This is a genomic window from Streptomyces sp. (assembly GCF_035645055.1).
GTDB lineage: Bacteria > Actinomycetota > Actinomycetes > Streptomycetales > Streptomycetaceae > Streptomyces.
In genome coordinates this window covers 90839-109021 of sequence record NZ_DASQNH010000084.1, presented here as the reverse complement: position 1 = coordinate 109021, position 18183 = coordinate 90839, and the positions used below count along the sequence as shown (strand labels likewise).

The 18183-nt window shown below is 70.1% G+C and carries 24 protein-coding genes; 4 read left to right on the top strand and 20 right to left on the bottom strand.

All coding sequences use genetic code 11. The features are described 5' to 3' along the window. Positions 1 to 28: 28 nt before the first annotated feature. The 4 genes from VE614_RS27700 (at position 29) to VE614_RS27685 (ending at position 2046) form a co-directional block, all read left to right on the top strand. Positions 29 to 292: a hypothetical protein gene (locus VE614_RS27700; RefSeq protein WP_324942933.1), complete on the top strand. Its 264-nt coding sequence runs from the start codon at positions 29 to 31 to the stop codon at positions 290 to 292. A 214-nt stretch (positions 293 to 506) separates the two neighbouring features. After that, positions 507 to 914 carry an XRE family transcriptional regulator gene (locus tag VE614_RS27695; RefSeq protein WP_324942921.1) on the top strand — a complete coding sequence of 136 codons (408 nt, stop codon included), beginning with the start codon at positions 507 to 509 and terminating at the stop codon, positions 912 to 914. 185 nt (positions 915 to 1099) lie between these two features. After that, positions 1100 to 1606 carry a hypothetical protein gene (locus tag VE614_RS27690; RefSeq protein ID WP_324942919.1) on the top strand — a complete coding sequence of 169 codons (507 nt, stop codon included), beginning with the start codon at positions 1100 to 1102 and terminating at the stop codon, positions 1604 to 1606. A 203-nt stretch (positions 1607 to 1809) separates the two neighbouring features. Then, positions 1810 to 2046 (top strand): helix-turn-helix transcriptional regulator, encoded by a 237-nt coding sequence (locus VE614_RS27685; protein WP_324942916.1) that lies wholly within the window; start codon positions 1810 to 1812, stop codon positions 2044 to 2046. A gap of 66 nt (positions 2047 to 2112) precedes the next feature. On the opposite strand, the gene VE614_RS27680 is transcribed toward VE614_RS27685, so the two are convergent. The 20 genes from VE614_RS27680 to VE614_RS27585 all read right to left on the bottom strand — a co-directional run bounded on the left by VE614_RS27680 (position 2113) and on the right by VE614_RS27585 (position 18181). After that, entirely contained in the window at positions 2113 to 2238 is a 126-nt protein-coding gene (locus VE614_RS27680; protein ID WP_324942913.1) for a hypothetical protein, read from the bottom strand. 21 nt (positions 2239 to 2259) lie between these two features. Next, positions 2260 to 2757: a hypothetical protein gene (locus VE614_RS27675; protein ID WP_324942930.1), complete on the bottom strand. Its 498-nt coding sequence runs from the start codon at positions 2755 to 2757 to the stop codon at positions 2260 to 2262. Between the two features lie 149 nt (positions 2758 to 2906). Then, positions 2907 to 3233, bottom strand: a complete 327-nt coding sequence (locus tag VE614_RS27670) for a hypothetical protein (protein ID WP_324942910.1) — start codon at positions 3231 to 3233, stop codon at positions 2907 to 2909. Then, positions 3230 to 3415, bottom strand: a complete 186-nt coding sequence (locus VE614_RS27665) for a hypothetical protein (RefSeq protein ID WP_324942907.1) — start codon at positions 3413 to 3415, stop codon at positions 3230 to 3232. Before VE614_RS27665 ends, VE614_RS27670 begins: the two co-directional genes overlap by 4 nt. Beyond that, on the bottom strand, positions 3412 to 3777 hold the full coding sequence (locus VE614_RS27660) for a DUF6415 family natural product biosynthesis protein (RefSeq protein ID WP_324942904.1): 366 nt from the start codon (positions 3775 to 3777) through the stop codon (positions 3412 to 3414). Before VE614_RS27660 ends, VE614_RS27665 begins: the two co-directional genes overlap by 4 nt. Further along, positions 3774 to 4007 (bottom strand): hypothetical protein, encoded by a 234-nt coding sequence (locus VE614_RS27655; protein ID WP_324942901.1) that lies wholly within the window; start codon positions 4005 to 4007, stop codon positions 3774 to 3776. Before VE614_RS27655 ends, VE614_RS27660 begins: the two co-directional genes overlap by 4 nt. Before the next feature lie 105 nt (positions 4008 to 4112). Continuing rightward, on the bottom strand, positions 4113 to 5342 hold the full coding sequence (locus tag VE614_RS27650) for a helix-turn-helix transcriptional regulator (protein WP_324942927.1): 1230 nt from the start codon (positions 5340 to 5342) through the stop codon (positions 4113 to 4115). An 814-nt stretch (positions 5343 to 6156) separates the two neighbouring features. Then, complete coding sequence (locus VE614_RS27645) at positions 6157 to 6447, bottom strand: hypothetical protein (protein ID WP_324942898.1); 291 nt, start codon at positions 6445 to 6447, stop codon at positions 6157 to 6159. A gap of 12 nt (positions 6448 to 6459) precedes the next feature. Then, the gene (locus VE614_RS27640; protein WP_324942895.1) at positions 6460 to 6825 is read right to left on the bottom strand and encodes a hypothetical protein; all 366 of its coding nucleotides are present in this window, start codon (positions 6823 to 6825) and stop codon (positions 6460 to 6462) included. 12 nt (positions 6826 to 6837) lie between these two features. Next, positions 6838 to 7191, bottom strand: coding sequence for a hypothetical protein (locus VE614_RS27635; RefSeq protein ID WP_324942892.1), 354 nt, complete (start codon positions 7189 to 7191; stop codon positions 6838 to 6840). After that, entirely contained in the window at positions 7188 to 8054 is an 867-nt protein-coding gene (locus VE614_RS27630) for an N-acetylmuramoyl-L-alanine amidase (protein ID WP_324942889.1), read from the bottom strand. Before VE614_RS27630 ends, VE614_RS27635 begins: the two co-directional genes overlap by 4 nt. Before the next feature lie 62 nt (positions 8055 to 8116). Beyond that, a complete protein-coding gene (locus VE614_RS27625) occupies positions 8117 to 8569 on the bottom strand; it encodes a hypothetical protein (protein WP_324942886.1) in 453 nt (150 codons plus the stop codon). A gap of 12 nt (positions 8570 to 8581) precedes the next feature. After that, a complete protein-coding gene (locus VE614_RS27620) occupies positions 8582 to 11920 on the bottom strand; it encodes a hypothetical protein (protein ID WP_324942883.1) in 3339 nt (1112 codons plus the stop codon). Continuing rightward, positions 11920 to 15144 carry a phage tail tape measure protein gene (locus VE614_RS27615; protein WP_324942880.1) on the bottom strand — a complete coding sequence of 1075 codons (3225 nt, stop codon included), beginning with the start codon at positions 15142 to 15144 and terminating at the stop codon, positions 11920 to 11922. The genes VE614_RS27620 and VE614_RS27615 overlap by 1 nt, the downstream gene beginning before the upstream one ends. Positions 15145 to 15376: 232 nt before the next feature. Continuing rightward, complete coding sequence (locus VE614_RS27610) at positions 15377 to 15910, bottom strand: DUF7426 family protein (protein ID WP_324942877.1); 534 nt, start codon at positions 15908 to 15910, stop codon at positions 15377 to 15379. Continuing rightward, positions 15910 to 16383 carry a phage tail tube protein gene (locus tag VE614_RS27605; protein WP_324942874.1) on the bottom strand — a complete coding sequence of 158 codons (474 nt, stop codon included), beginning with the start codon at positions 16381 to 16383 and terminating at the stop codon, positions 15910 to 15912. Before VE614_RS27605 ends, VE614_RS27610 begins: the two co-directional genes overlap by 1 nt. A 10-nt stretch (positions 16384 to 16393) precedes the next feature. Continuing rightward, positions 16394 to 16825 (bottom strand): minor capsid protein, encoded by a 432-nt coding sequence (locus VE614_RS27600; RefSeq protein ID WP_324942871.1) that lies wholly within the window; start codon positions 16823 to 16825, stop codon positions 16394 to 16396. Beyond that, positions 16822 to 17172 carry a hypothetical protein gene (locus VE614_RS27595; protein WP_324942868.1) on the bottom strand — a complete coding sequence of 117 codons (351 nt, stop codon included), beginning with the start codon at positions 17170 to 17172 and terminating at the stop codon, positions 16822 to 16824. Before VE614_RS27595 ends, VE614_RS27600 begins: the two co-directional genes overlap by 4 nt. 26 nt (positions 17173 to 17198) lie before the next feature. Further along, positions 17199 to 17519 (bottom strand): hypothetical protein, encoded by a 321-nt coding sequence (locus VE614_RS27590; protein WP_324942865.1) that lies wholly within the window; start codon positions 17517 to 17519, stop codon positions 17199 to 17201. Beyond that, complete coding sequence (locus VE614_RS27585; RefSeq protein WP_324942862.1) at positions 17519 to 18181, bottom strand: hypothetical protein; 663 nt, start codon at positions 18179 to 18181, stop codon at positions 17519 to 17521. The genes VE614_RS27590 and VE614_RS27585 overlap by 1 nt, the downstream gene beginning before the upstream one ends. Between the last annotated feature and the right edge of the window lie 2 nt (positions 18182 to 18183).

The window sequence follows — 18183 nt, the reverse complement described above, 5'->3', positions numbered from 1 at the left end:
GACGACCTCTTCGCGGGCATCCGGGACAATGCCTGACATGACCCCAAGCACAAGCCTGGCCATGACGCACTTCGTGACCATCGCCAAGGAGTTCGACAAGGACAAGGTCACCCCCGGTGTCCTCGGCTTCATCGTCTTCGCCGTGATGGGCCTGGCCGTCTGGGCCCTGATGAAGTCGATGAACCGGCACATGGGCAAGGTCGACTTTGAGGAACGCGAAAACAGCGAGGCCGCTGCGGTGACCAGTGGGAACGGTCCAGGGGAGGCTGACGCCTCAACTGCTGGAAAGTAGCGGCTACCTAGAGATTATTAGAGATTTCTAGAGGGTGGTCAGGGCTACTCCGCAAGATCATCTCCCATGATTCTCCCATGGGAGATGGTGGCGCGTCCGCTCCTGCCGGCCGGATCGCCGGTCGGCGGGGGCTGGCGCTACCGTCCCGGGAGCCTGGACACTGGCCATCCCGGCAGCGGAAGCTGTGACGGTCACACGCGTAGAGGTGAGGATGATGACTGCCGAGGCTGCGGGAGCGCCGCGCACAGATCTGTCCGACCTCGTACGTCAGCGCATGCAGGAACTCGGGCTGAGCTTCCGCACCCTCGCGGACGCGTGCATCGACCCTGAGAACCCTGAAGACGGCCCGTTGTGGAGGCGTAGCACCATCGACGCCCTCTCCAAGGGGCAGCGCATCAAGGCCCCGGACTTTCCCCAGCTGCGGGCCCTCGCTGCCGGCCTACGGGTCCCCATATGGCAGGTCCAGGAGGCTGCTGGCTCGCAGTTCCTCCATATCGACACCGTGTGGTCGGCCGACGGTCGAGTCCGGGCACTGGTCGAGGGCTTCCGGGAGATGAGCCGTGAGGACCAGGACAAGGTGATGGCCCTCATGGAGTCTCGCCGCCAAGTTCGGCAGCGGTGATTGTTTTTGGTCAACTGACGCCCCGTTGAACCTAGTTGAGCTGCGGTAGTTACAGAGGGTTCCAGAGGTATTGGCTGAAAGTCACCGGCGGTGCATGATGGTCGTCCGCCTGGGGGCGAATTGAACGGCATCTGCGCTGCCTGCCTTGCGAGCAGGGGCGGGCGGCGCGGGCAAACGGAGGCGATATGTCGCATCAGTACTCGTCAGCCGTCTACCACCTGGACTTTTCAGGTCGCATCCCTTCGGGTCAGCTCATCCACGTGGAGGACCATCCCGGCGAAGTGGCCGAGATCTACCTTCATCGGCTCCACGTGCGGAGCCCCCTCCTCTGGCAGATCAACTGGCTCACCCGTCAGCAGGTGGGGTACGGCCTGTGGCGTCAGCGATGGACCGAGGACGGGCGGATGTGCGCGCCCGCCGAGGGTCTCGGCGTCGCCGTCTCCCGGTGGGACATCGTGCCTGCCTCGGAGATGCCGAGCGACTGCTACGTCTTCCCGGTCGAGGACGACGGCAGCTGCGTATGGCTCATCCGGGTCGGCTACTGCACAGTCGAACTCCAGTCCGAGATGAATCGGATGCTTGAGCGCATAGCGGGCGACGGGTTGTGGCTTCAGGATTGGTATGGAGACGTCCGGACCACCGCGCTGACGCTCCCGGCGCCCTCCGGGCTGGCACCCGTGCTGACCCCATAGGAGGTGCTGAAAGTGACGGCGCCCCCGCAGGTAGCGGGGGCGCCGCGGTCCCTCCCGCTCCGCCTGGGGGGCTGATGTGGGAGGGCCGTAACGAGAGGGGGGTGGCTGATCATCTACACCGGAACTTCCCGGTCCCTCGCTAGATCAAACAATGTAGGCCTACGCCTACTGACAGAGGATCTTGAACCGGCGACGGTGGGCGGGTGCCGTCTGCCTCGCCCCCGCCGGATTGGGTGCTCGCCCGCCGCCGGGCTGTAGGTGACCGCATCCGCGCCGTGCGCCTCAATGCCAACCTCACCCAAGAGGCGGTCGCCCTCGCCGCCGGCGTCGACCGGCCGTCTGTCGTGCGTATCGAGCAGGGACAGCAGTCGCCCACCCTGGACACCCTGATCCGTCTCGCCGACGCGATCGGCGTGCCGCTCGCGGACCTCGTCCGCTGACACCCGGGCAGCGAGAGGCCCCGCCCATCCGCCACGGGGGGAGCAGACGAGCGGGGCCTGGTCCGGTCACGGCTTGCTGATCACGAAGGCTCGCACCGGACGCTCTTCCTTCGGGTCACGCGACGTCGGCTGCTGCGTGCGCTTCCACGCCGCAACCAGTTCCGCGTAGCGCGGGTCGATCCACTCGGACATGACCACCTCCTGGCGGGCAGGCTATGCCACGCCAGGCTTCTTCGGCTTCGGCGTGATGACGATCGTGCAGTCCGGGGCGTGCTGGCACTTCGCCGCCACCGACACAAGCGTCTCGTCGGACGGCGGCCCCCACAGCTCCGGGTCCGCTTCCCAGCCGAGGCTTGCGATGGTCTCTCGGGTCCGGTCGATGATCGGCGGGTCGTAGTTGGTGGGGTCGTAGCCCGGGTAGTGGTGGACGAAGCTCCCGCCCAGGCTCTCGCACAGCTCGGCGTACATGGCGGTGTGCAGGATCAGAGCGTGCCAGCCCTCATCCACGATTCGCGATGGGGCCAGACTGACGCCGGGGTTCTTGGCGCAGGCCGCGACGAACTTCATCGCCTCCTCGACGATGTGGCCAGCCAGTGCCTCGCTCATGTCGGGGTTGGCGTCCATCACCGTGCTGCGGACGCTGGCGAACTGGTCGTCGGTGATGAGCATGCGCGCGAGTGCGGGCACAGCGGGGTTGTCCGGCGGGTCCATGGGGCCCGGAGGTATGGTCACGGGGTCTCCTTCGCTTGGTGCGGATGGGGATGGCCCGCCCGGGTCGGGGCACCTTGCCGGGTCTGCCCGGCCTGGGCGGGAGTGGGATCCGCTGTCCGGCGCGGTCGGCGGGCGCCGGGAGCGGGGGTCTACATGAGCCGGGCTATGGCCTCAGGGAGAAACAGGCCGCGGGCCCGGTGCTCACGCCAGAGGCTACTGTCGTCGTGCTGGTCGTAGTGGGCGCACAGCTCGCAGCCGTCCGCGTGCGGCGACGGGACGACCTCGGGGTGCTCGGCGGCGATATGCCGGGCTACGAGGATCTGCGCGAGGAATCCGGTGTCCGACTCGTCGTGCAGCAGGGCGATCATCAGATCGTCCATCAGGTCGCGGCAGGCGTCACAGCTCGTCAGGGGCGGGCGCAGGATGGGCCAGTGGATGGGCTGGGGCAGCGGCGGCCGGTTCGCGGTCTGCGTCATCGAGTCCTCCGTGCCCGGTGGTGGTTGCGGATCTCCACGTTGCAGTCGCTGACCCGCGACCAGTCGCCGACGGCGCGTGCCTGCTCGCGCTGTTTCACCAGGGCCTGGCAGACGTCGCAGTCCTTCAGCGGCTCGGGAGGGTCCGGCAGACCGAGGTCGAGGGGCTTCTCCTGAACGCTCACGATTCGACCTCGCGCAGGTTCTCGTAGTGGTCGCAGAGGGCGTTGACCGAGCGGGCGAGCCGTTGCGCGTGTGCGATCCGCGCGGGAAGGGCCTGCCGTGGCTCCAGGCCGAGGCGCATGCGGGCCTCTCCGATGCCGGCGTGGGCGCACGCGCGGGGCACGTCGTCCTCCGGGAGGCGGGCGGCCAGGGCCTCAACGACGGGGATGGCGAGCATGAGGTGGCCGCGCAGCTGGAGCGTCAGCGTGTCCAGCTCGTCGTCGGACGGCAGTTCGGCGTCCTCAACGAGCAGACGGCGTGCGGCGGTACGCATCGCCTCGACGTCCAGCGGCGTCGCGTCCAGCACGTCTTTCGTGAGGATCACCGGACTGCCTCCAGGCCGCGAGGTGCCGGAACGGAGTGGACCAGGCCCAGGGCCTCGGCCAGCTGTGTGAAGAGGCGGTGTGCCTCTGTGCGGGACAGGACCAGGTCCACGTCGCCGCGGCGCTCGTCGACCGCGTACAGGGCGAGGGGCACCCGGACCTCGCCGGTGACGTGGACGGTGGTCAGCGGTTCGCCGCGGCGCGTGGACGCGTGCAGTCGTGCGGGGAGCATGCCGTACCCCGTTCAGTAGGCGACTGAGTGCGGAGCGTCACCGTACTGATGCGGGCAAGAGAGAAGGGGGACAGATTGTCCCCCTGTCCCACTCTGTCCCCCTGGTCAGCCGGTCGCGATGCCGACCTTCTCGGCGAGCGCGCCTGCCTCCCTGCGCATGGCCCGGGGAGCGTTCCGCCACAGGTCGGCGGCCACGGTCCGGGCGGACGGCGTGTAAGCGACGGTCTCGGCGCCGATCCTGTGGGCCATCTGCATGACGTGCAGGGCGGCGGTCCGGTCGCCTCGCTGGAGGTGCCCGCGGGCGACCTCGACCCACAGGCGGGCCTGCCGCTCGACCGAGGGCATGGTGTCGGGGTCGATGTCGTCGGCCAGGCCGATCGCCTTCTGCGATTTACGCAGGTCGGTGGCGACACTCACGGCGTGGAAGTCCACGTTGGCGCGCCCGAACACCGTGCTCGGGTGCACGTAGCTGGCGGGTAGGGACTTGGCGACCTGGTCGCCCTTGTCCCAGTACCGCCAGGCGTCGCCCTCGCGGCCCTCGCGCGCGGTGGTGACTGCGGCGTGCAGCTGGAGCGCGCCGTAGATGCCGCGCCAGTCGTCGGGTGCGGAGTCCAGGTGCGGCCGGATGAGGTCGGCCGCCTCCAGAACGACGCGCAGCGCCTCCTCGGGGTAGCTCGTTTCGCGCAGGATGTTGCCCATGTTCCAGGCCGCGGCCGCGATCGCTGCGGGCTGATCGGCGTCCTGCGCGGCCGCCAGCGCGCGGTCCGCGACGACCCAAGCGAGTTCGGCCGGCGCGACGTAGGCGGTGGCCTGCCCGGTCAGGCGGTAGACATCGGACAGGGCGACCAGCGCGGTGCGTCGCTGCTCGCCGTCGAGGGTGCGCACGGCTGCCTCGATGTCGCGGATCAACTCGGGGAGAACGGCGCCCACTTCGGTGCGGTTGTGCTGGGAGGTGTGCCACAAGCGCCATGTCTGGTCGACGCGGCCCTGGAGGATTGCCGGTTCTATCGGTGTGTCAGAGCGTCGGGCGGTCAGTGTGCGCTGCATGACAGCGGCCCAGATGCCGGGCATGGCCGGGTGGGGCAGCCTGCCAAGTGGTACCGAAGCGGCTGGCCCGTCGGTGCCGGTGATGACGGCCAGGTCGTGGACCTGGAGGGCGGCGGCCAGACGCAGCAGCAGCGTATGAGAGCGCAGTTCGCGTTCGCCCGTTTCGATCTTCTTCAACCAGTCGCTACTACGACCGCAAAGCTGTGCGAGTGCGGCCCGAGACATGCCGCGGGACTCCCGCAGGACCCTGATCCGTTCGCCGACGCTGAGTTCCGCTGAGAGATCCAATGGTGCCCCCTTGGGTGCCGGTGCCGGTGCCGTTGTCGTCAGGGTAAGGCGGCCGTCAATGTCGAACATGACGAATGGCCCCCTCCCGCCCGAAGGCGAGAGGGGGCATGAGGTCATGGGTACTGTCGTCGCTGCGGGTCGAGGCCTGCGGACAGCAGGTTCCCGCCGCCGCTCGGCTCCGGGTTGGGTGCGCCATCGCGGCGGCAGACGAGGGCGTCGGGGTCCCAGCTCGGGGCCTGGAGGCTGTACCCGTCGGGGCAGGAAGGTCCGGCGGGCCCGGGTTCCCCGCGCTCGCCTTGCGGTCCCTGCTCACCTTGAGGCCCCGGCGGGCCGACCGGTCCGGCCGGGCCCGGTTCCCCTTGCGGTCCTGGCGGTCCTGCCGCGCCTGCCGCTCCGGGCTCCCCTGCGGCACCCGGTTCACCTGCGGCGCCCGGCTCGCCGGCCTCCCCGGCGGCTCCGTCTCCTCCGCGTGCCCCCGTCTTCCCCGGCGCGCCGGAGGGCCCAGCGGGTCCGGGCGGGCCCGGCTCACCCTGTGGCCCTGGCGGGCCGGACGGTCCTGGCGGGCCGGTCACCGACGGGCCGGGCTCGCCGCGGCTCCCCGGGGGCCCGGCCACAGGCTGCGCCCCAAGAGCTTCCACCTGCCTGGCCAGTGCGTCCCGCGCTGCGTTGGCGGTGTGCAGATCGTGGCTGAGAGCCTGGACGCTGAGGACAATCCATGCGACCGCGGCCCCGAGGCCGACAGCGGCGACGACGGTCCACGCGTTGCCGCGCCGCCACCGGCGCTCCTCGGTCCGCATCTGCGACTGCGTCACGGTCAGGCCCCCCGAGTCAGCAGGATGATGACGGGCAAGAGGATTCCGATCAGCGGCACGATCACAGCGCCGATCAGCCAGCGCCTGGTGGTGACGAGCCGCTCGGCGTCCTTCTCCCGCAGCGTCTCCAGCGTGGTGACCCGCGCGCCGAGTGCCTCGTGGCGCAGGTCGTAGATGCGCTGGTCGACCTTCTCGTCCATGCGCCGGCCGAGCTGCTGGATGTCGTCGCGGAGGTCGACGAACCGGTCCTCGAACCGCCTGACGACCTCGCCGAGGGTCGGCTCATCGGTCACGTGCTGCTCCGATCAGAGAGCGGTCGGCCTGGCGTGCTGCGAGGCGGGCGCGGTGGGGGAGGCCGGGGAGACCTGGCCTCGGGTGATGAACATCAGGACGGAGAGGACCAGTCCGTTGATGGCTGCGGTGGTGGTGGGCTGTACTTCATAGCCGAAGGCGGCGATGGCCGAGGCCAGGGTGGCGACAAGGGTCGTGAAGGCCTGCACGGCGATCGGCCGGGTGAGGGCGGCGGCGATGGCGCCGAGGATCGCGGAGACGCCGGCCACGGTCCAGCCAGCTTGCTCCTCGGTGAGGCCGACGTTGAAGGTGACGACCAGGCCGAGGATCGCGCTGAGGCTGTTCAGCCAGAGCGCGGGTTCGCGTCCGAAGATCTTCATGGTGGTCTCTTCCTAGACGGGCTGCGCCAGCTGGCGGCAGCCGATGACGGTGCCCGCGCTGTCGCGGACTTCGCGGTAGGGGACGAGCAGATCCGACCGGCGCGGCGCCAGGGCCAGCGCGACGGGCAGTGACACGACGTAGGAGACGCCTGCGTGGCGGCGGGGCAGGCCCTGGGCGTGCCCGTACTGCACCACCTCGACCGGGACGCCATCGCGGTACTCGCGGGACAGCGGCACCACGCCGAGCCGGGCCGGGCGCTCCCCGGGTTCGATGACGTGCAGGAGGCCGGGCACCAGGTCGTCGATGCCGTCGGGCCGGTCGTCCGCGTAGAGCCTGATGGGGTGCGGGGTGAGGTTGACGATCACGCCACCACCCGGAACCCGTACTTCTGGCCGAGGCGGGTCAGGGAGTCCCGGCCGAAGTAGCCGTCCGCAGGCTCGCCCGGCTTCCGGCCGCGGTAGCCGCACCGCTCCTGCCACTCCGAGACGGCCGGCCGCGTCCGACTGCCGAGGGAGCCGTCGACCCACCGCAGCGCCAGGAATCCGGCCTTGTACAGGGCGGTCTCGACGATCAGGCCCTCCGCCCGGTAGGTGGTGCCACCCTGCGGCAGGCCCGGGTCGCGGCGCTGCGCGGCCTGGATGTGCGCCAGGCTCACCGTCGGTGGCTTCGATGGGGTCGACGGGGTCGGCGGGGCCGTCGGCTTCCCGGCCCGGGCGATGATGGCGGGCAGCAGCTCGGCGTGGAACTGGGCCGCCCGCCTGTCGCCGGGGCACTTGGTGCCGGAGGGGGACCACTCGGGGTGCATCCGGTGGATGCCGAACCCGGGGTCGTCCCAGTCGCGGCAGGCCCGCAGCGGGATGCCGTGCGTGCGGTGCGCCCACACGCCGAGATCGGCTAGCGCGTCGAGCTGGTCGTCCGTCCACGAGTCCGAGGCCTTCGTGTTGGAGGCGGTCTCGACGCTGACGGCGCCGGTGCCATCCGACCTGAGGTTGGCCCTGTAGTTGGCGTCGGCGCGGGTGGTGGTGGAGAGGTACTGACCGAGGCTGCCGTCGAAGTCGCAGCCAAAGTGCGATTCGAGGCTGGTGCTGTTCTTCCAGTAGGCGTACAGGCGCTGCTCGTCCCACGGGGCGACGATGCTGTGGAAGATCAGCTGTGTGGGTCTGATCGTGGGCTGCTCGCGTGCTTCCGGCTGCAACTCCAGCCGGACCGCGTCCGTGTACCAGGCCATGGGGCCTCCAGACATGAGAAAGGCCCCGGCCAACTGGGCGCGGGGCGGGCGGTAGAGGGTGGTCAGGTGGCGGGCTCGACGATCAGCTCGCGGGACGCGAACGACGCGGTATCGGTGCCCACGGACGACCTCATCAGCAGGCGGGTGTTGTAGGTCTCTCCCGGTGTGAGCCCGGTCAGCAGATGGACCACGCCGCTCCGGGCGAACGTGTTGCCGTAGTGGCTGGCGCCGATCGCGTCGACCGGGGTCTCCACGACGGTGCCGGCGCCGACGGTCCCACCGAGGCGGGTCTCCGGTGCGAGCAAACTGCCCGACGTCGCGGATGAGTTGACCATGCGGGCCGCCGCGTGGATCTTCACCCGGCCCGTGGTCGGCGCGACCCACACGACCGAGCAGTCCGCGCCGGACGTGGTGTACGCGGTCGACGTGGTCGTCACCGTACTGGACTGCGTGTCGGCCACCGTCGGCGGCGTGTCCGCCGCTTTGATGATGCTGCCGGGCGGCAGGTCAGGCATGCGCCCTCCTCCTCAGAGTGCTCGGACGGCGGGCCGTGCGAGCGTCACGGCCTGACCGGCCGTCTGCGGTTTGATGACCCCGTTCACGGACCGCGCCACCGTCATGATCTGCGGGTTGATGACCTCGAAGTTGTCGTACCTGATCTCGACCGTGGCCGCGTTGGTGTTCGTCGCGGGCCGACTCGACCGAGTGCCGATCTGATAGGCCGACGCGAGTGAGGTGTCGGTGCCCTCCACATGCCAGACGCTGGGCTCAGGAGCAGAAGCGAGCCAGGCCTTGGCCCTCAGCTGGCTGCCGCGGCCCTGGAACCGCACCCGGACGAACTGCCCGGGGGTGTGCGAGAAGGGCAGCGTGTAGACGCTGCCGACCGCCGTGTTCGCCCCGGCGAGCAACTTGCGGATGGACAGGACGACCGAGTTGCCCACGTTGAACCCAACTCTGGCCTGGTACATGTTGCTGGCGTCCTGCATACGCGCTGTCGGTCCCCCGAACAGGGCGTCGCCGGCCGCCGTGGCGCTGGTCGTGACGTCGCAGTACAGGTCGAAATCGGCGTGCACGGCGTTCACGGCGGTGCGGCGGGAGACGTCCACGGTGGTGAGGACTTGCACCCCGTACCCGGACTGGACGGCATAGTCCGACGCGGCCCCGCCGCCGACGACGGCCCACGGCGTGCCGGTGTCCGGCGAGCCCCAGCCGCCCGCGACGGTCCGGGAGAAGGTGTCCCGCAGCCACGATCTGACCACGCTGGCTGCGACCTCCTCGCCGCCGACCGTCAGCGCCAGCGGCATGTCCGCGGGCGCAGTGGTCCACGGCAGCCCGGCCGTGGTCAGGACGTGCAGAGTGGTAGCGTCCGCCGTCGCCGCGGCGGCCAGCTGGCTCCCCGAGGACTCCCGCCGGGCCAGTGAGAAATCGTTCCGGACCGCCACCCTCCACGGGGTGGCCGGGGCGCACACGAGATCGATCTCCCACGTGCGGACACCGATCCGCTCCGTGTAGCCCTGCACGAGCAGGTCGACGGGGCCGGGCGGCAGCCAGTCCGGCAAGTCCGTGATCCGGATCAGGTCGCCCTCGACGAGATCGAGGACGGAACCGATCAGCTCCGGTGCCTTGTGCAGGCGGATGGTGATGACCGGGTAGCGTGCCTCGTCGACGGTGCCGAGGTGCATACGCCAGTACGCGATGGGCTCCGTCTGCGAGTCGGAGTACAGGTTGAGGGTGACTGTGTCGTCGTAGCGGCCGACCCCGGCGGGCGGCGGGCTCACCGAGAGGGGGCCTGAGGTCAGCTCCGCCCGGCCCGACGAGCCGCCGATGCGTTCCACGGTGACGTCGTTGCGGACGGTCGAGTCGTCATCGATCGGCTCCAGCCGCCCCAGCGCCTTCGACCCGTAGGACAGGATCAGCACGGGCGCCTGGTTGTACTGCGACGTCCGCGAGCGGTACCTGAGCCCCAGCCGCTCGCGGCCCTCGACGAGGATCCCGCCGTCCGCCTGTTCGCACTGGAACAGCTGCTCCAGCAGTGTGGCCGGACGCTGAGGGCCCATCCGCGTAGTCTCGCTCTGCGCGCCGGTGACGAGGATCGGTAGGCCCTCTTCGCGCCCCAGCCTTAGCAGACGGGCAGCGGCGGTCTCGCCGAGGTAGCCGTCATCGGCTCCGTCGAAGATCTTCGTGTCCGTGGCCTGGAACACGGCGACATGGCCGATGACGGTGCCGTCCATGCCTACGCCGAAGGAGCTGCGGATCTGGCGGACAGTGCCGACCTGCCCGGGGAATGAGCGGGAGTGAAAAACCCCGGACGCGCTGACGTTGAGCCAGGCGATATCGACATCGACGTTCGCCCCGTTCTGCCGCGCGAAGATGCGCAACCGGTTGTTGCTGCCGAAGAAGTTCGGGGTCGTGCCCGCCGTGCTGCTGACGGACAGCAGCTGGGTGCCGTTGGCGTCGAAGGCCCTGAAGCGCACATTGTCGGTCTGAACCTCCACGGTCCAGCGGGTGGCTGTGCCGGTAGTCGCCAGCTCGAAGAACGTAGCCAGCGCGGTCGGCGCCGTGGGGATGCGGTAGACCATCTCGACCTGCCACGGCCCGGTGCCGGACGCGGGCGGCGGGACGTCAGCCGACCAGGCTGCTCCAGCTTCCACGACCGGCAGGGGAGCCGACCCGAAGAACGAGTCATCGCTGGCCATCGCGAAGTTGGTCAGCTTCGCGGGCTTCACGCCCCGGATAGGGCTGGAGGCCCGGTTGGCCTCCCTGTCGTCCTCCATCGGCCAATACGCGATCAGCGTGGGATCCGACGGAATACGGCGGCGCAACGTGGAGGCGAGGAGCTTCTCACCCGTGTTCAGGCGGCGCAGGATGCCGGCGCCCTCGCCCTCCACCGTGATCAGATGTCCGCCTCGGCTCCACTCGGCCGGCCAGTCGGAGTACTCGCCGACGAACCGAATCTGCCGGTTGGTGATCTCCGCGCCGCCGGACGGTGTCCACGTACGGCCCACAGCATCCACGAAGGAGACCGCGCCCGCCGCGGGCTGTGAGAAGTTCGGGTTGGCGACGATGGTGCCGTTGATGCCGGAGCGCAGCTCGAAGGCGTGGATCCGGCCGGATGGCCGCTCGAAGCCAAGGTCCGGACTGTCACCCACGACGACAGGCGCTGTCGAGGAGAACACCGAGGTGATCCCCGTGTTGACGACCGGGGCACCAAGCTGCGTCCAGGGCCCGGCGATGGTGGGGGCGGTGTAGAAGGTCACCACGTGGCCACCCGACCCGTTATCCACGTCGAGTGTCGCCCGCACGGCGAGGCGCCCTGAGGGAGGCACGGCGATCGGCGAGGTCGAGGTGTACTGCGAGACGGTGGAGCCGTCGGCCGTCCAGCGCCAGATGAGACAGCCGTTGGTCCACACGAAGAGCGCCCACGACCGTTGGTTGCCCGGCACTCCGTACTTCGAGGCCAGCTCCCGGGAGTTGCTGGCGGCGAACCACGTGTCCAGGGTGGCATCCACCCTGACGTCGAGGTCGCCTGTGATGCCGAGACTCGGGTGGTCGGGTGTAGAGGCTCCGTTGCCCGCCGTATCCGGGAGCCACAGGTACCGCTCTCCGGCATGGAAGCTGACCCGCATCGGAGTGTTACGGCCGATCTTCCCGTAGTACGGGCTGCGCGGGTTGCGCGGCGAGAAGAGGCCGTTCGGCGACTTGAGGGTGAGGGAGCAGGAGGCCGGGTCGACCGTTGCTCCCTCACCCGTGCGCCCGCGGGTGTGCGTGATGATGTCGCGCAGCTGCGCGTACTGCGTGACGTCCGTCCATACGCCCCCGATCTGGAACTCCACCGTTGTGCCAAGCGGGTCCTCCGGGAACGCCATCAGCGGCTCCTCCTTCCAGCCAGCACCAGGTCGACGTCGCCGCCGCCCTTCTTCCGGATGCCGCGCCGCATCCGCTCCACCAGGTAGTCGTCCTCACCGCGGCCGGACGAGTGCATCTCCAGCACGATCCGCTGCGACGCGGAGGCGCGCGCCCGCGCGCTCGCCATGTCCCACGAGCCCGGCGCCGGCGTCTCCACCAGGGAGGCCATGGACCGGTTGACGGCCCGACGGCCGCCCTCGATGCCCTGCCGCAGGCCCTCCGCCGTGTATGCGCCGACCTGCGCCATCACCCGCGACGGGCTCTTGATGCCCAAGGCCTTCTTGATCGCCTTGGACATGCTCTGCGCGATCCGCATCATCTGCGTCTCGATCGCCTTCTGCTGCGCCTTCAGCCCGCGCACCAGGCCCTGCCCGGCCCGGATGCCCGCGCCGTACATGGCGTTCCCGGCCGTCGCCCCGGCCTGCCCAGCGGCAGTGACGAGCGCGCCCTGTTCCTTGTTGATCGCCTTGATCTGCCCGCCGGTCGCGTTCGCCAGCGCCGCAGCGGCAGACGAGCCCTGCTCCACCCCGGCCTGCGCGATCTGCGCGATCAGGTCTGACCTGACGCCCTTCTTCCGCAGGGTCGCCAAGTTCTTGGCGAACTGCTCGGCGGCCTTACGGTCGGCCTGGAGCCCGGCAAGGATCGTGTCCGCGGTCTGCGGCCAGCCGCCGGTGTCCTGGCCGGTGATGTTCGCGCCCTCCAGGACGCCCTTGCGCACGTCTGCCGCCAACTTGTCGCGGGCCTTGATCTGGTTGGCGAGCATCTTGGTCGCGGACTTCATCCGGCCGGCGAGCCGGGCCTCTCTGTTGGCGAGCGTGAGCAGCTGCTTCGTGCCCGTGGCAATTCGGCCGAGGGCTTTGGACCGTTTCTTGCCCGGCGACAGGGCATCCCGGACGATGTCCGCCAGCTTGGTCGACGCGGCGCGGACCTGCTTCGACGAGCCGGTCAGCCCCTGCACGAGACCGCGCGCGATCCACTGGCCCTGCTTGGCGGTCACCTTGGACGGCGACGCGATGCCCAGGGCCTTCGCGATCGGGCCGGGGATCACGCTCTTGGCCCATCCGATCAGCGTGTCCTTCAGCCAGCCGCCCATCGATTTGATGCCGGACCACAGGCCCCGGACGATGTCCGCGCCCTTGGACACGAGCAGACCACCGAGCGAGCCGACAGCCCGCGAGATCGAGGCGGGCCAGTTCCTCATCCACGTGACCAGCTCCCCGGCCTTCCGGACCGCGGCGTCCTTCATCCGGGAGAAGTAGCCGAGCACCAGCCCGGGCACCTGGGCGAGCATCATCACCGCGGTGACGACGCCGCGGACGGCACCCTTCACCTTGTCCCACACCCACCGCCAGGCGGCGGACGTGTACTTCTTGACGCTGTCCCAGTTCGCGATGATCAGCGCAGTTAGGCCGACGATCGTCGCGATCACCCAGCCCACCGGGCCCATCGCCACCAGCCACTGCGCGGCCATCACAGCCGCCCACGCGACCGCCCGCGCCGCCATCAGAGCGAACTGCCCGACGGTCACCGCAGCGACCCGCAGCACGGTGGCCAGGAAGGTCACCGTCATCCGCACGCCGGCGGCCACCCAGGCGGCAGCCACCCGCAGCGCGTTGGCCGTAGCCGACGCCGCCATCGCCAGGAACGCCCCGACCGCGCGCAGCTGCATCGCCACCCACGCGCCGGCCGTACGCAGAGCCGCGCCCACCTGGATCGCGGCGCCCTTCACGGCCGCCGCACCCGCGGTCACCCAACCCCACATCACCCGCCCGGCCGCGGTCATCGCGGTCACGCCCATGAGGACGAGCGCGGGCACCAGCACAGCCGTGATCGCCAACCCGGCGACCTTGAAGGCGGTCGAGTGCTCCTCGACAAAGCGGAAGAGCTTCATGAGAGCCGGGATGGCCTGGTTGCCGAGGAAGTCGACCAGTTCCTGCATTGCGCGCCGCTTGAAGGCCTCGACGTTCGCTCCCGCGTTGTCGCGCAGGGAGTCGCCCATCTTGTCGGCGGCACCGCCGACCTCGCCCAGTGCGCTCGTCGCCTTAGACGGGTCCAGCGCGAACAGTGCGCGCTGGGTGTCCTCGGCCTTCGTGCCGAACAAGGCCAGCGCGATGGCCTGCCGGTCGCTCTCGCTGCCGACACCGCGCAGGCCGTCGAAGACCTTGTCCAGGGCTGCGCGAGCCTCCGGGCCGCCCTCTGAGAACGCCGTCTGCATCTCCTTGCCGGAGAGGCCGATCTTCTTGAATGCGTCGTCGACTGCCTCGCCGCCGCCCTGGGTGATCAACACGAACTCTTTGAGGCTGTCGGCGATGACGTCGGTGTCGCGAGCGCCCGCCTGCATGCCCTGGCTGAGCAAGCCCGTCGCCGTCTTGGCGTCGATGCCTGTCTGCCGAAAGATCGTGGAGTACTCGTTGAACGTGTCCATCAAGTCATCGGCCCTGGGGCCCATGACCTGGAGGCCCCGGGTGAAGATGTTCAGGGCTTCCGTGCCGTCCTTCGCCAAGCCGGTCTTGATGGCCTGGCCGACAGCGTTCGCCGTCTGGCCCAAGTCCAGCTCGAACGTGGTCGCCAGGTCAGAGACCTTGGTCGCGAGGGACTGGAGTTGAGCCTCGGTGGCCTGCGGCGGGGCGATGCCCGCCCGCATCGTGGCCGAGATCGCGTCCGCCGCGCTCTGGAAGTCCTGCGTGACGGCGTCGGCGTACATGCGTCCGGCGATACGCCCGTACCGCTGTGCCTCCGCCGGCGTCGCTCCGAGCTGAGCGCCCAGCCGCCCCGTGATCTGCGACTGCTCCATCGCCTGCGCGAACGCATTCATCATCACTGCGCCGGCCGCCAGCCCTGCGGCAGCAGCGACCATCTGGAGGCGGCCGAGGCGGGACTCGGTCTCCTGCACTGCCTCGTCGGCCCCGTCGGCGGCGCTGTCGGTGAGCCCGTCACCGACGGCGTCCCCCGCGCGGCGGCCGGCGGCGACGAACTGCCCGCGCGCGTTGCGCAGGCGGCCGTCGGTGCCGCGGACGATGCCGTCACCGAGCTGCTCGCCGACCTCGTCGCCGGTTCGCTGAGCGTCGTCGCCCATGCGCTGCCCGGAGGCGCGGATGGCGTCCTCGGTGCGGCGCAGGGCGGGGTCCACGGCGCGGTCGTCTACGGACAGAATCGCGTTCAGCTCGCCGACGGTCAGCGCCACGGCTACCTCCTTCGGGGTGTGCGGGGGTGGTGATCCTCGGGAGGCGGCGCGAAGTGGCGGTGAAGGCGCGTCTCGGCGGAGAGGAGGCCGAGGATGCGGACCTTCAGCCACCGCCAGGTGCGGCGCTGGAGGATGCTGTTGCCCTCGGCGCGGCCGTCCTCGACGTCAATGCCGTACTCGCTGTGAAGGTCGGCTTCGATGAGCGGCCACTGCTCCAGCAGCCTGTCCCAGGTCAGGTCCGGGGCGCCTTGCCCCGTCCGCCCCTGCTTCGGCGCTGGGATCCCGCCCTCGTACCACTCGTAGAGGCCGGTGACGGGGTCCCGTTCGCCGCGGCCGACTCCGAGGAGCCGCGCGACGCCTGCCGACGCTCCGCCCTGTTCCTCGCTTTTCCCGGTTGCTGGCCCGTTCGCCAGAACTGCTCGGCGGTCTCCTTGTCGGTGGTCACCCAGAACATGGCCGTGAGCGCGACGTGCTTGAACGCGCCCCACTTCAACTCCGTACGGAGACGGTCGTAGGCGTCGCCGAGGCACATCCGGTACAGGTCCAGCTCCTCCTCGTCGTCGAGGACAGGGCTGTCCGGGGCCTTCCCGCCGGCGGCGAGCCGGGCCGCCAGCGAGGTGATCCGCTCGATACGGATGCCGTCCTCGGCGGACGGCTCCTCGATGCGGTACACGCGGGTCTGCCCGTCGCGGCCCTTCACGGGGAGGTCGAGGTAGTCGTCCAGGAACGCGTCGAGCGCCTCGAACGTGGTGCCGCCGCCGGCCATCAGGCGACCGGGTTCGTGATCGGGAGCAGCGGGCCGGTGCCGGTGAGGGTCATCTCGACCTGGTCCAGGGCGGTGTACTCGCCGCCGGACGGCGCCCAGGTGACCAGGGCGGTGCCCTCGTAGGCCTCGGGCAGGCCGTTGCGGTCGAAGTAGCGGACGTGGACCTCGGAGGCGGAGCCGAAGGCCAGGCTGGCGAGCCGGAAGGCCTCGTGGGTGGGGTGATAGACCTTCACCGTGTCGTTGATCTTCCGGTTGATGGTCACCCCCAGCTCCCAGGCCTGGCCGGTCTTCGTGTTCTCGGCCCAGCCCTCGCTGTCGTAGCTGGAGCTGTCCTCGATGTTCGGCTCGGCGGAGGGGTTGAACTCGGTGATGCCCGGCACCATCTGCCAGTCCGAGCCGTCCTTCGCGGCCGACATGTCGATCTCCAGCCGCCACCGTCGGGCGAGTGCGGTCACCGGGGTGGGTGTGGCCATTGCGGTCCTCCTAGTCGATCAAGTGAGACCCGGACCGCGCGGTCCGGAAGTAGAAGTTCGAGGTCAGTTCCATGCGCCCGTGGGCGTCCTGACCGATCCACGCCTGCGACTGCCGCCACGACAGGGCCACGTGGATGCCGCCGCAGGCGTAGTGCTGCCGGTTGTGCAGCGCGTCGAACACCGCGTCGGCGAGGTCGTCGATCACGTCCGGGTCGCGGCCCGCGCGGATGCGGAACTGCACTCCAGTGATCGCGTTCGTGGTGTCGTCGTCCGCGACCGGGTAGGCGGTCATGCCGATCGCCCGGTCCGGCTGGTCAGGCATCACGGCGCGGAAGATGCCGGTCTCGTGCTCCTCAACCACGCCGTCGGGTCTGAAGACGCCGACGCCGGCCTCAGCGAGGAGGCCGGCGATCCCGTCGAGGAGGCTGCTGGTGTAGCTCACCGCATCGCCCGCCTCAGCTCGGCGGCGATGAGCGCGGCGACCTCCTGGCGGCTGGCGTTGAGGCTGTTCTCCAGATACTTCGCCGTCCGACCAGGGGCATGACGCCAGGTCAGCTCCTCGTGCTGGCGCACCGCGTACGGCCCGTCGAAGCTCACCATCCCGGTCAGCGACGGCACGTCCACGCTCGCTGTCCCGGTGGACTGGAGGTACCCCTCGTCGAGCGGCACCCGGTCCGTGGCCAGGCCAAGGACGTGTTCGGTGCCGAAATACAGGCCGCGGGCGGCAGCTGCGCGTAGCTCGCGTGCCGCTGCTGCCGCCTCGAAGCGCATCCGGAAGTTCTGCGGCACGGCGGCCTCCCACTATTCGAGTTGGACTATTCGAGTTGGATCTCCACGTGGTTCGGGGTGCCGAGCCCGCGGCCGTCGCGCCGCGCGGTCTGGATCACCTTCGTGACCCGGCCCGAGGGGAGCGTCACCCGCGACAGTGGCGGCACCTCCTGCTCCTCCGGGCCCGCATACGCGGTGGAGGTAGAGGTGACCTGCTCGCCGCCCGGGTTGCGGACGGCTCGTGTCGTCTCGTCGACCAGGCAGCGCACCGTGCGCGCGGGCCCGTACTTCGGTCCCTTGCTGGTGTTGCCGAGGTAGGCCTCGATCGTGATCGTGTGCACCAGGAAGCGGCGCGGCAGACCGGGCATCAGACCGTCCAGGCGACGAGACGGAACCGGTCGCCCGGCAGGGACCGCAGCGCGCGAAGCATCTTCGGCGCGTAGTACGACGGCCCAGAGCGGTTCTCGCCGGCGCCGTACTGGATCTGCACCGAGCCGATGCTCACGCCCTGGAGTGGGCCGCTGATGTCGTTCTCCACGCCGACCTCCATCCAGAACTCGGCCTGCGCACACACGGCTTCGGCCAGCGCGGAGGCGACGACCGGGTCTGACGGCAGACCGTCATCGGTGGTGTCGTAGACGGCCGGGACGAGGAAGTCCCGCTCCAGCATTCGCGACGCCTCCAGCAGCAGGCGAGCCGAGTCGAGCGGCGGCGCCGCACCGAGGTACTCGGCCAGCTGCGTCGTCGTCGCATACACCCGGCCCGTCACGCCCACGGCCGGTGCCGGGGCTACGGAGACGACTTCGTGCTGCACGCTCGCGCCGGTCCCGGTGACCGTCCACGACAGCCGCCACAGCCCCGCCGCGGTGTAGGTGAGCGTGGCCGTCCACGTCTTCCCGCCGTCGGCGGTGCCGGTGGTCGGTGTGGTGACCGCGCCGCTGGGCGAGGTCACGGCGAGGACGGCGCTGGTGGTGGCGTCGTGCGGGTCGACGGTGAGGGAGGCGGTGACGGTGTCGCCGACGTCGGGCATGG

What these genes read in the sequence shown, in the direction of transcription:
- VE614_RS27700 (WP_324942933.1), top strand. Translation starts at nt 29, where the DNA reads ATGCCTGACATGACCCCAAGCACAAGCCTGGCCATGACGCACTTCGTG.
- VE614_RS27695 (WP_324942921.1), top strand. Translation starts at nt 507, where the DNA reads ATGACTGCCGAGGCTGCGGGAGCGCCGCGCACAGATCTGTCCGACCTC.
- VE614_RS27690 (WP_324942919.1), top strand. Translation starts at nt 1,100, where the DNA reads ATGTCGCATCAGTACTCGTCAGCCGTCTACCACCTGGACTTTTCAGGT.
- VE614_RS27680 (WP_324942913.1), bottom strand. Translation starts at nt 2,238, where the DNA reads ATGTCCGAGTGGATCGACCCGCGCTACGCGGAACTGGTTGCGGCGTGG.
- VE614_RS27675 (WP_324942930.1), bottom strand. Translation starts at nt 2,757, where the DNA reads ATGGACCCGCCGGACAACCCCGCTGTGCCCGCACTCGCGCGCATGCTC.
- VE614_RS27670 (WP_324942910.1), bottom strand. Translation starts at nt 3,233, where the DNA reads ATGACGCAGACCGCGAACCGGCCGCCGCTGCCCCAGCCCATCCACTGG.
- VE614_RS27655 (WP_324942901.1), bottom strand. Translation starts at nt 4,007, where the DNA reads ATGCTCCCCGCACGACTGCACGCGTCCACGCGCCGCGGCGAACCGCTG.
- VE614_RS27640 (WP_324942895.1), bottom strand. Translation starts at nt 6,825, where the DNA reads ATGAAGATCTTCGGACGCGAACCCGCGCTCTGGCTGAACAGCCTCAGC.
- VE614_RS27630 (WP_324942889.1), bottom strand. Translation starts at nt 8,054, where the DNA reads ATGGCCTGGTACACGGACGCGGTCCGGCTGGAGTTGCAGCCGGAAGCA.
- VE614_RS27625 (WP_324942886.1), bottom strand. Translation starts at nt 8,569, where the DNA reads ATGCCTGACCTGCCGCCCGGCAGCATCATCAAAGCGGCGGACACGCCG.
- VE614_RS27620 (WP_324942883.1), bottom strand. Translation starts at nt 11,920, where the DNA reads ATGGCGTTCCCGGAGGACCCGCTTGGCACAACGGTGGAGTTCCAGATC.
- VE614_RS27610 (WP_324942877.1), bottom strand. Translation starts at nt 15,910, where the DNA reads ATGGCCGGCGGCGGCACCACGTTCGAGGCGCTCGACGCGTTCCTGGAC.
- VE614_RS27605 (WP_324942874.1), bottom strand. Translation starts at nt 16,383, where the DNA reads ATGGCCACACCCACCCCGGTGACCGCACTCGCCCGACGGTGGCGGCTG.
- VE614_RS27590 (WP_324942865.1), bottom strand. Translation starts at nt 17,519, where the DNA reads ATGCCCGGTCTGCCGCGCCGCTTCCTGGTGCACACGATCACGATCGAG.
- VE614_RS27585 (WP_324942862.1), bottom strand. Translation starts at nt 18,181, where the DNA reads ATGCCCGACGTCGGCGACACCGTCACCGCCTCCCTCACCGTCGACCCG.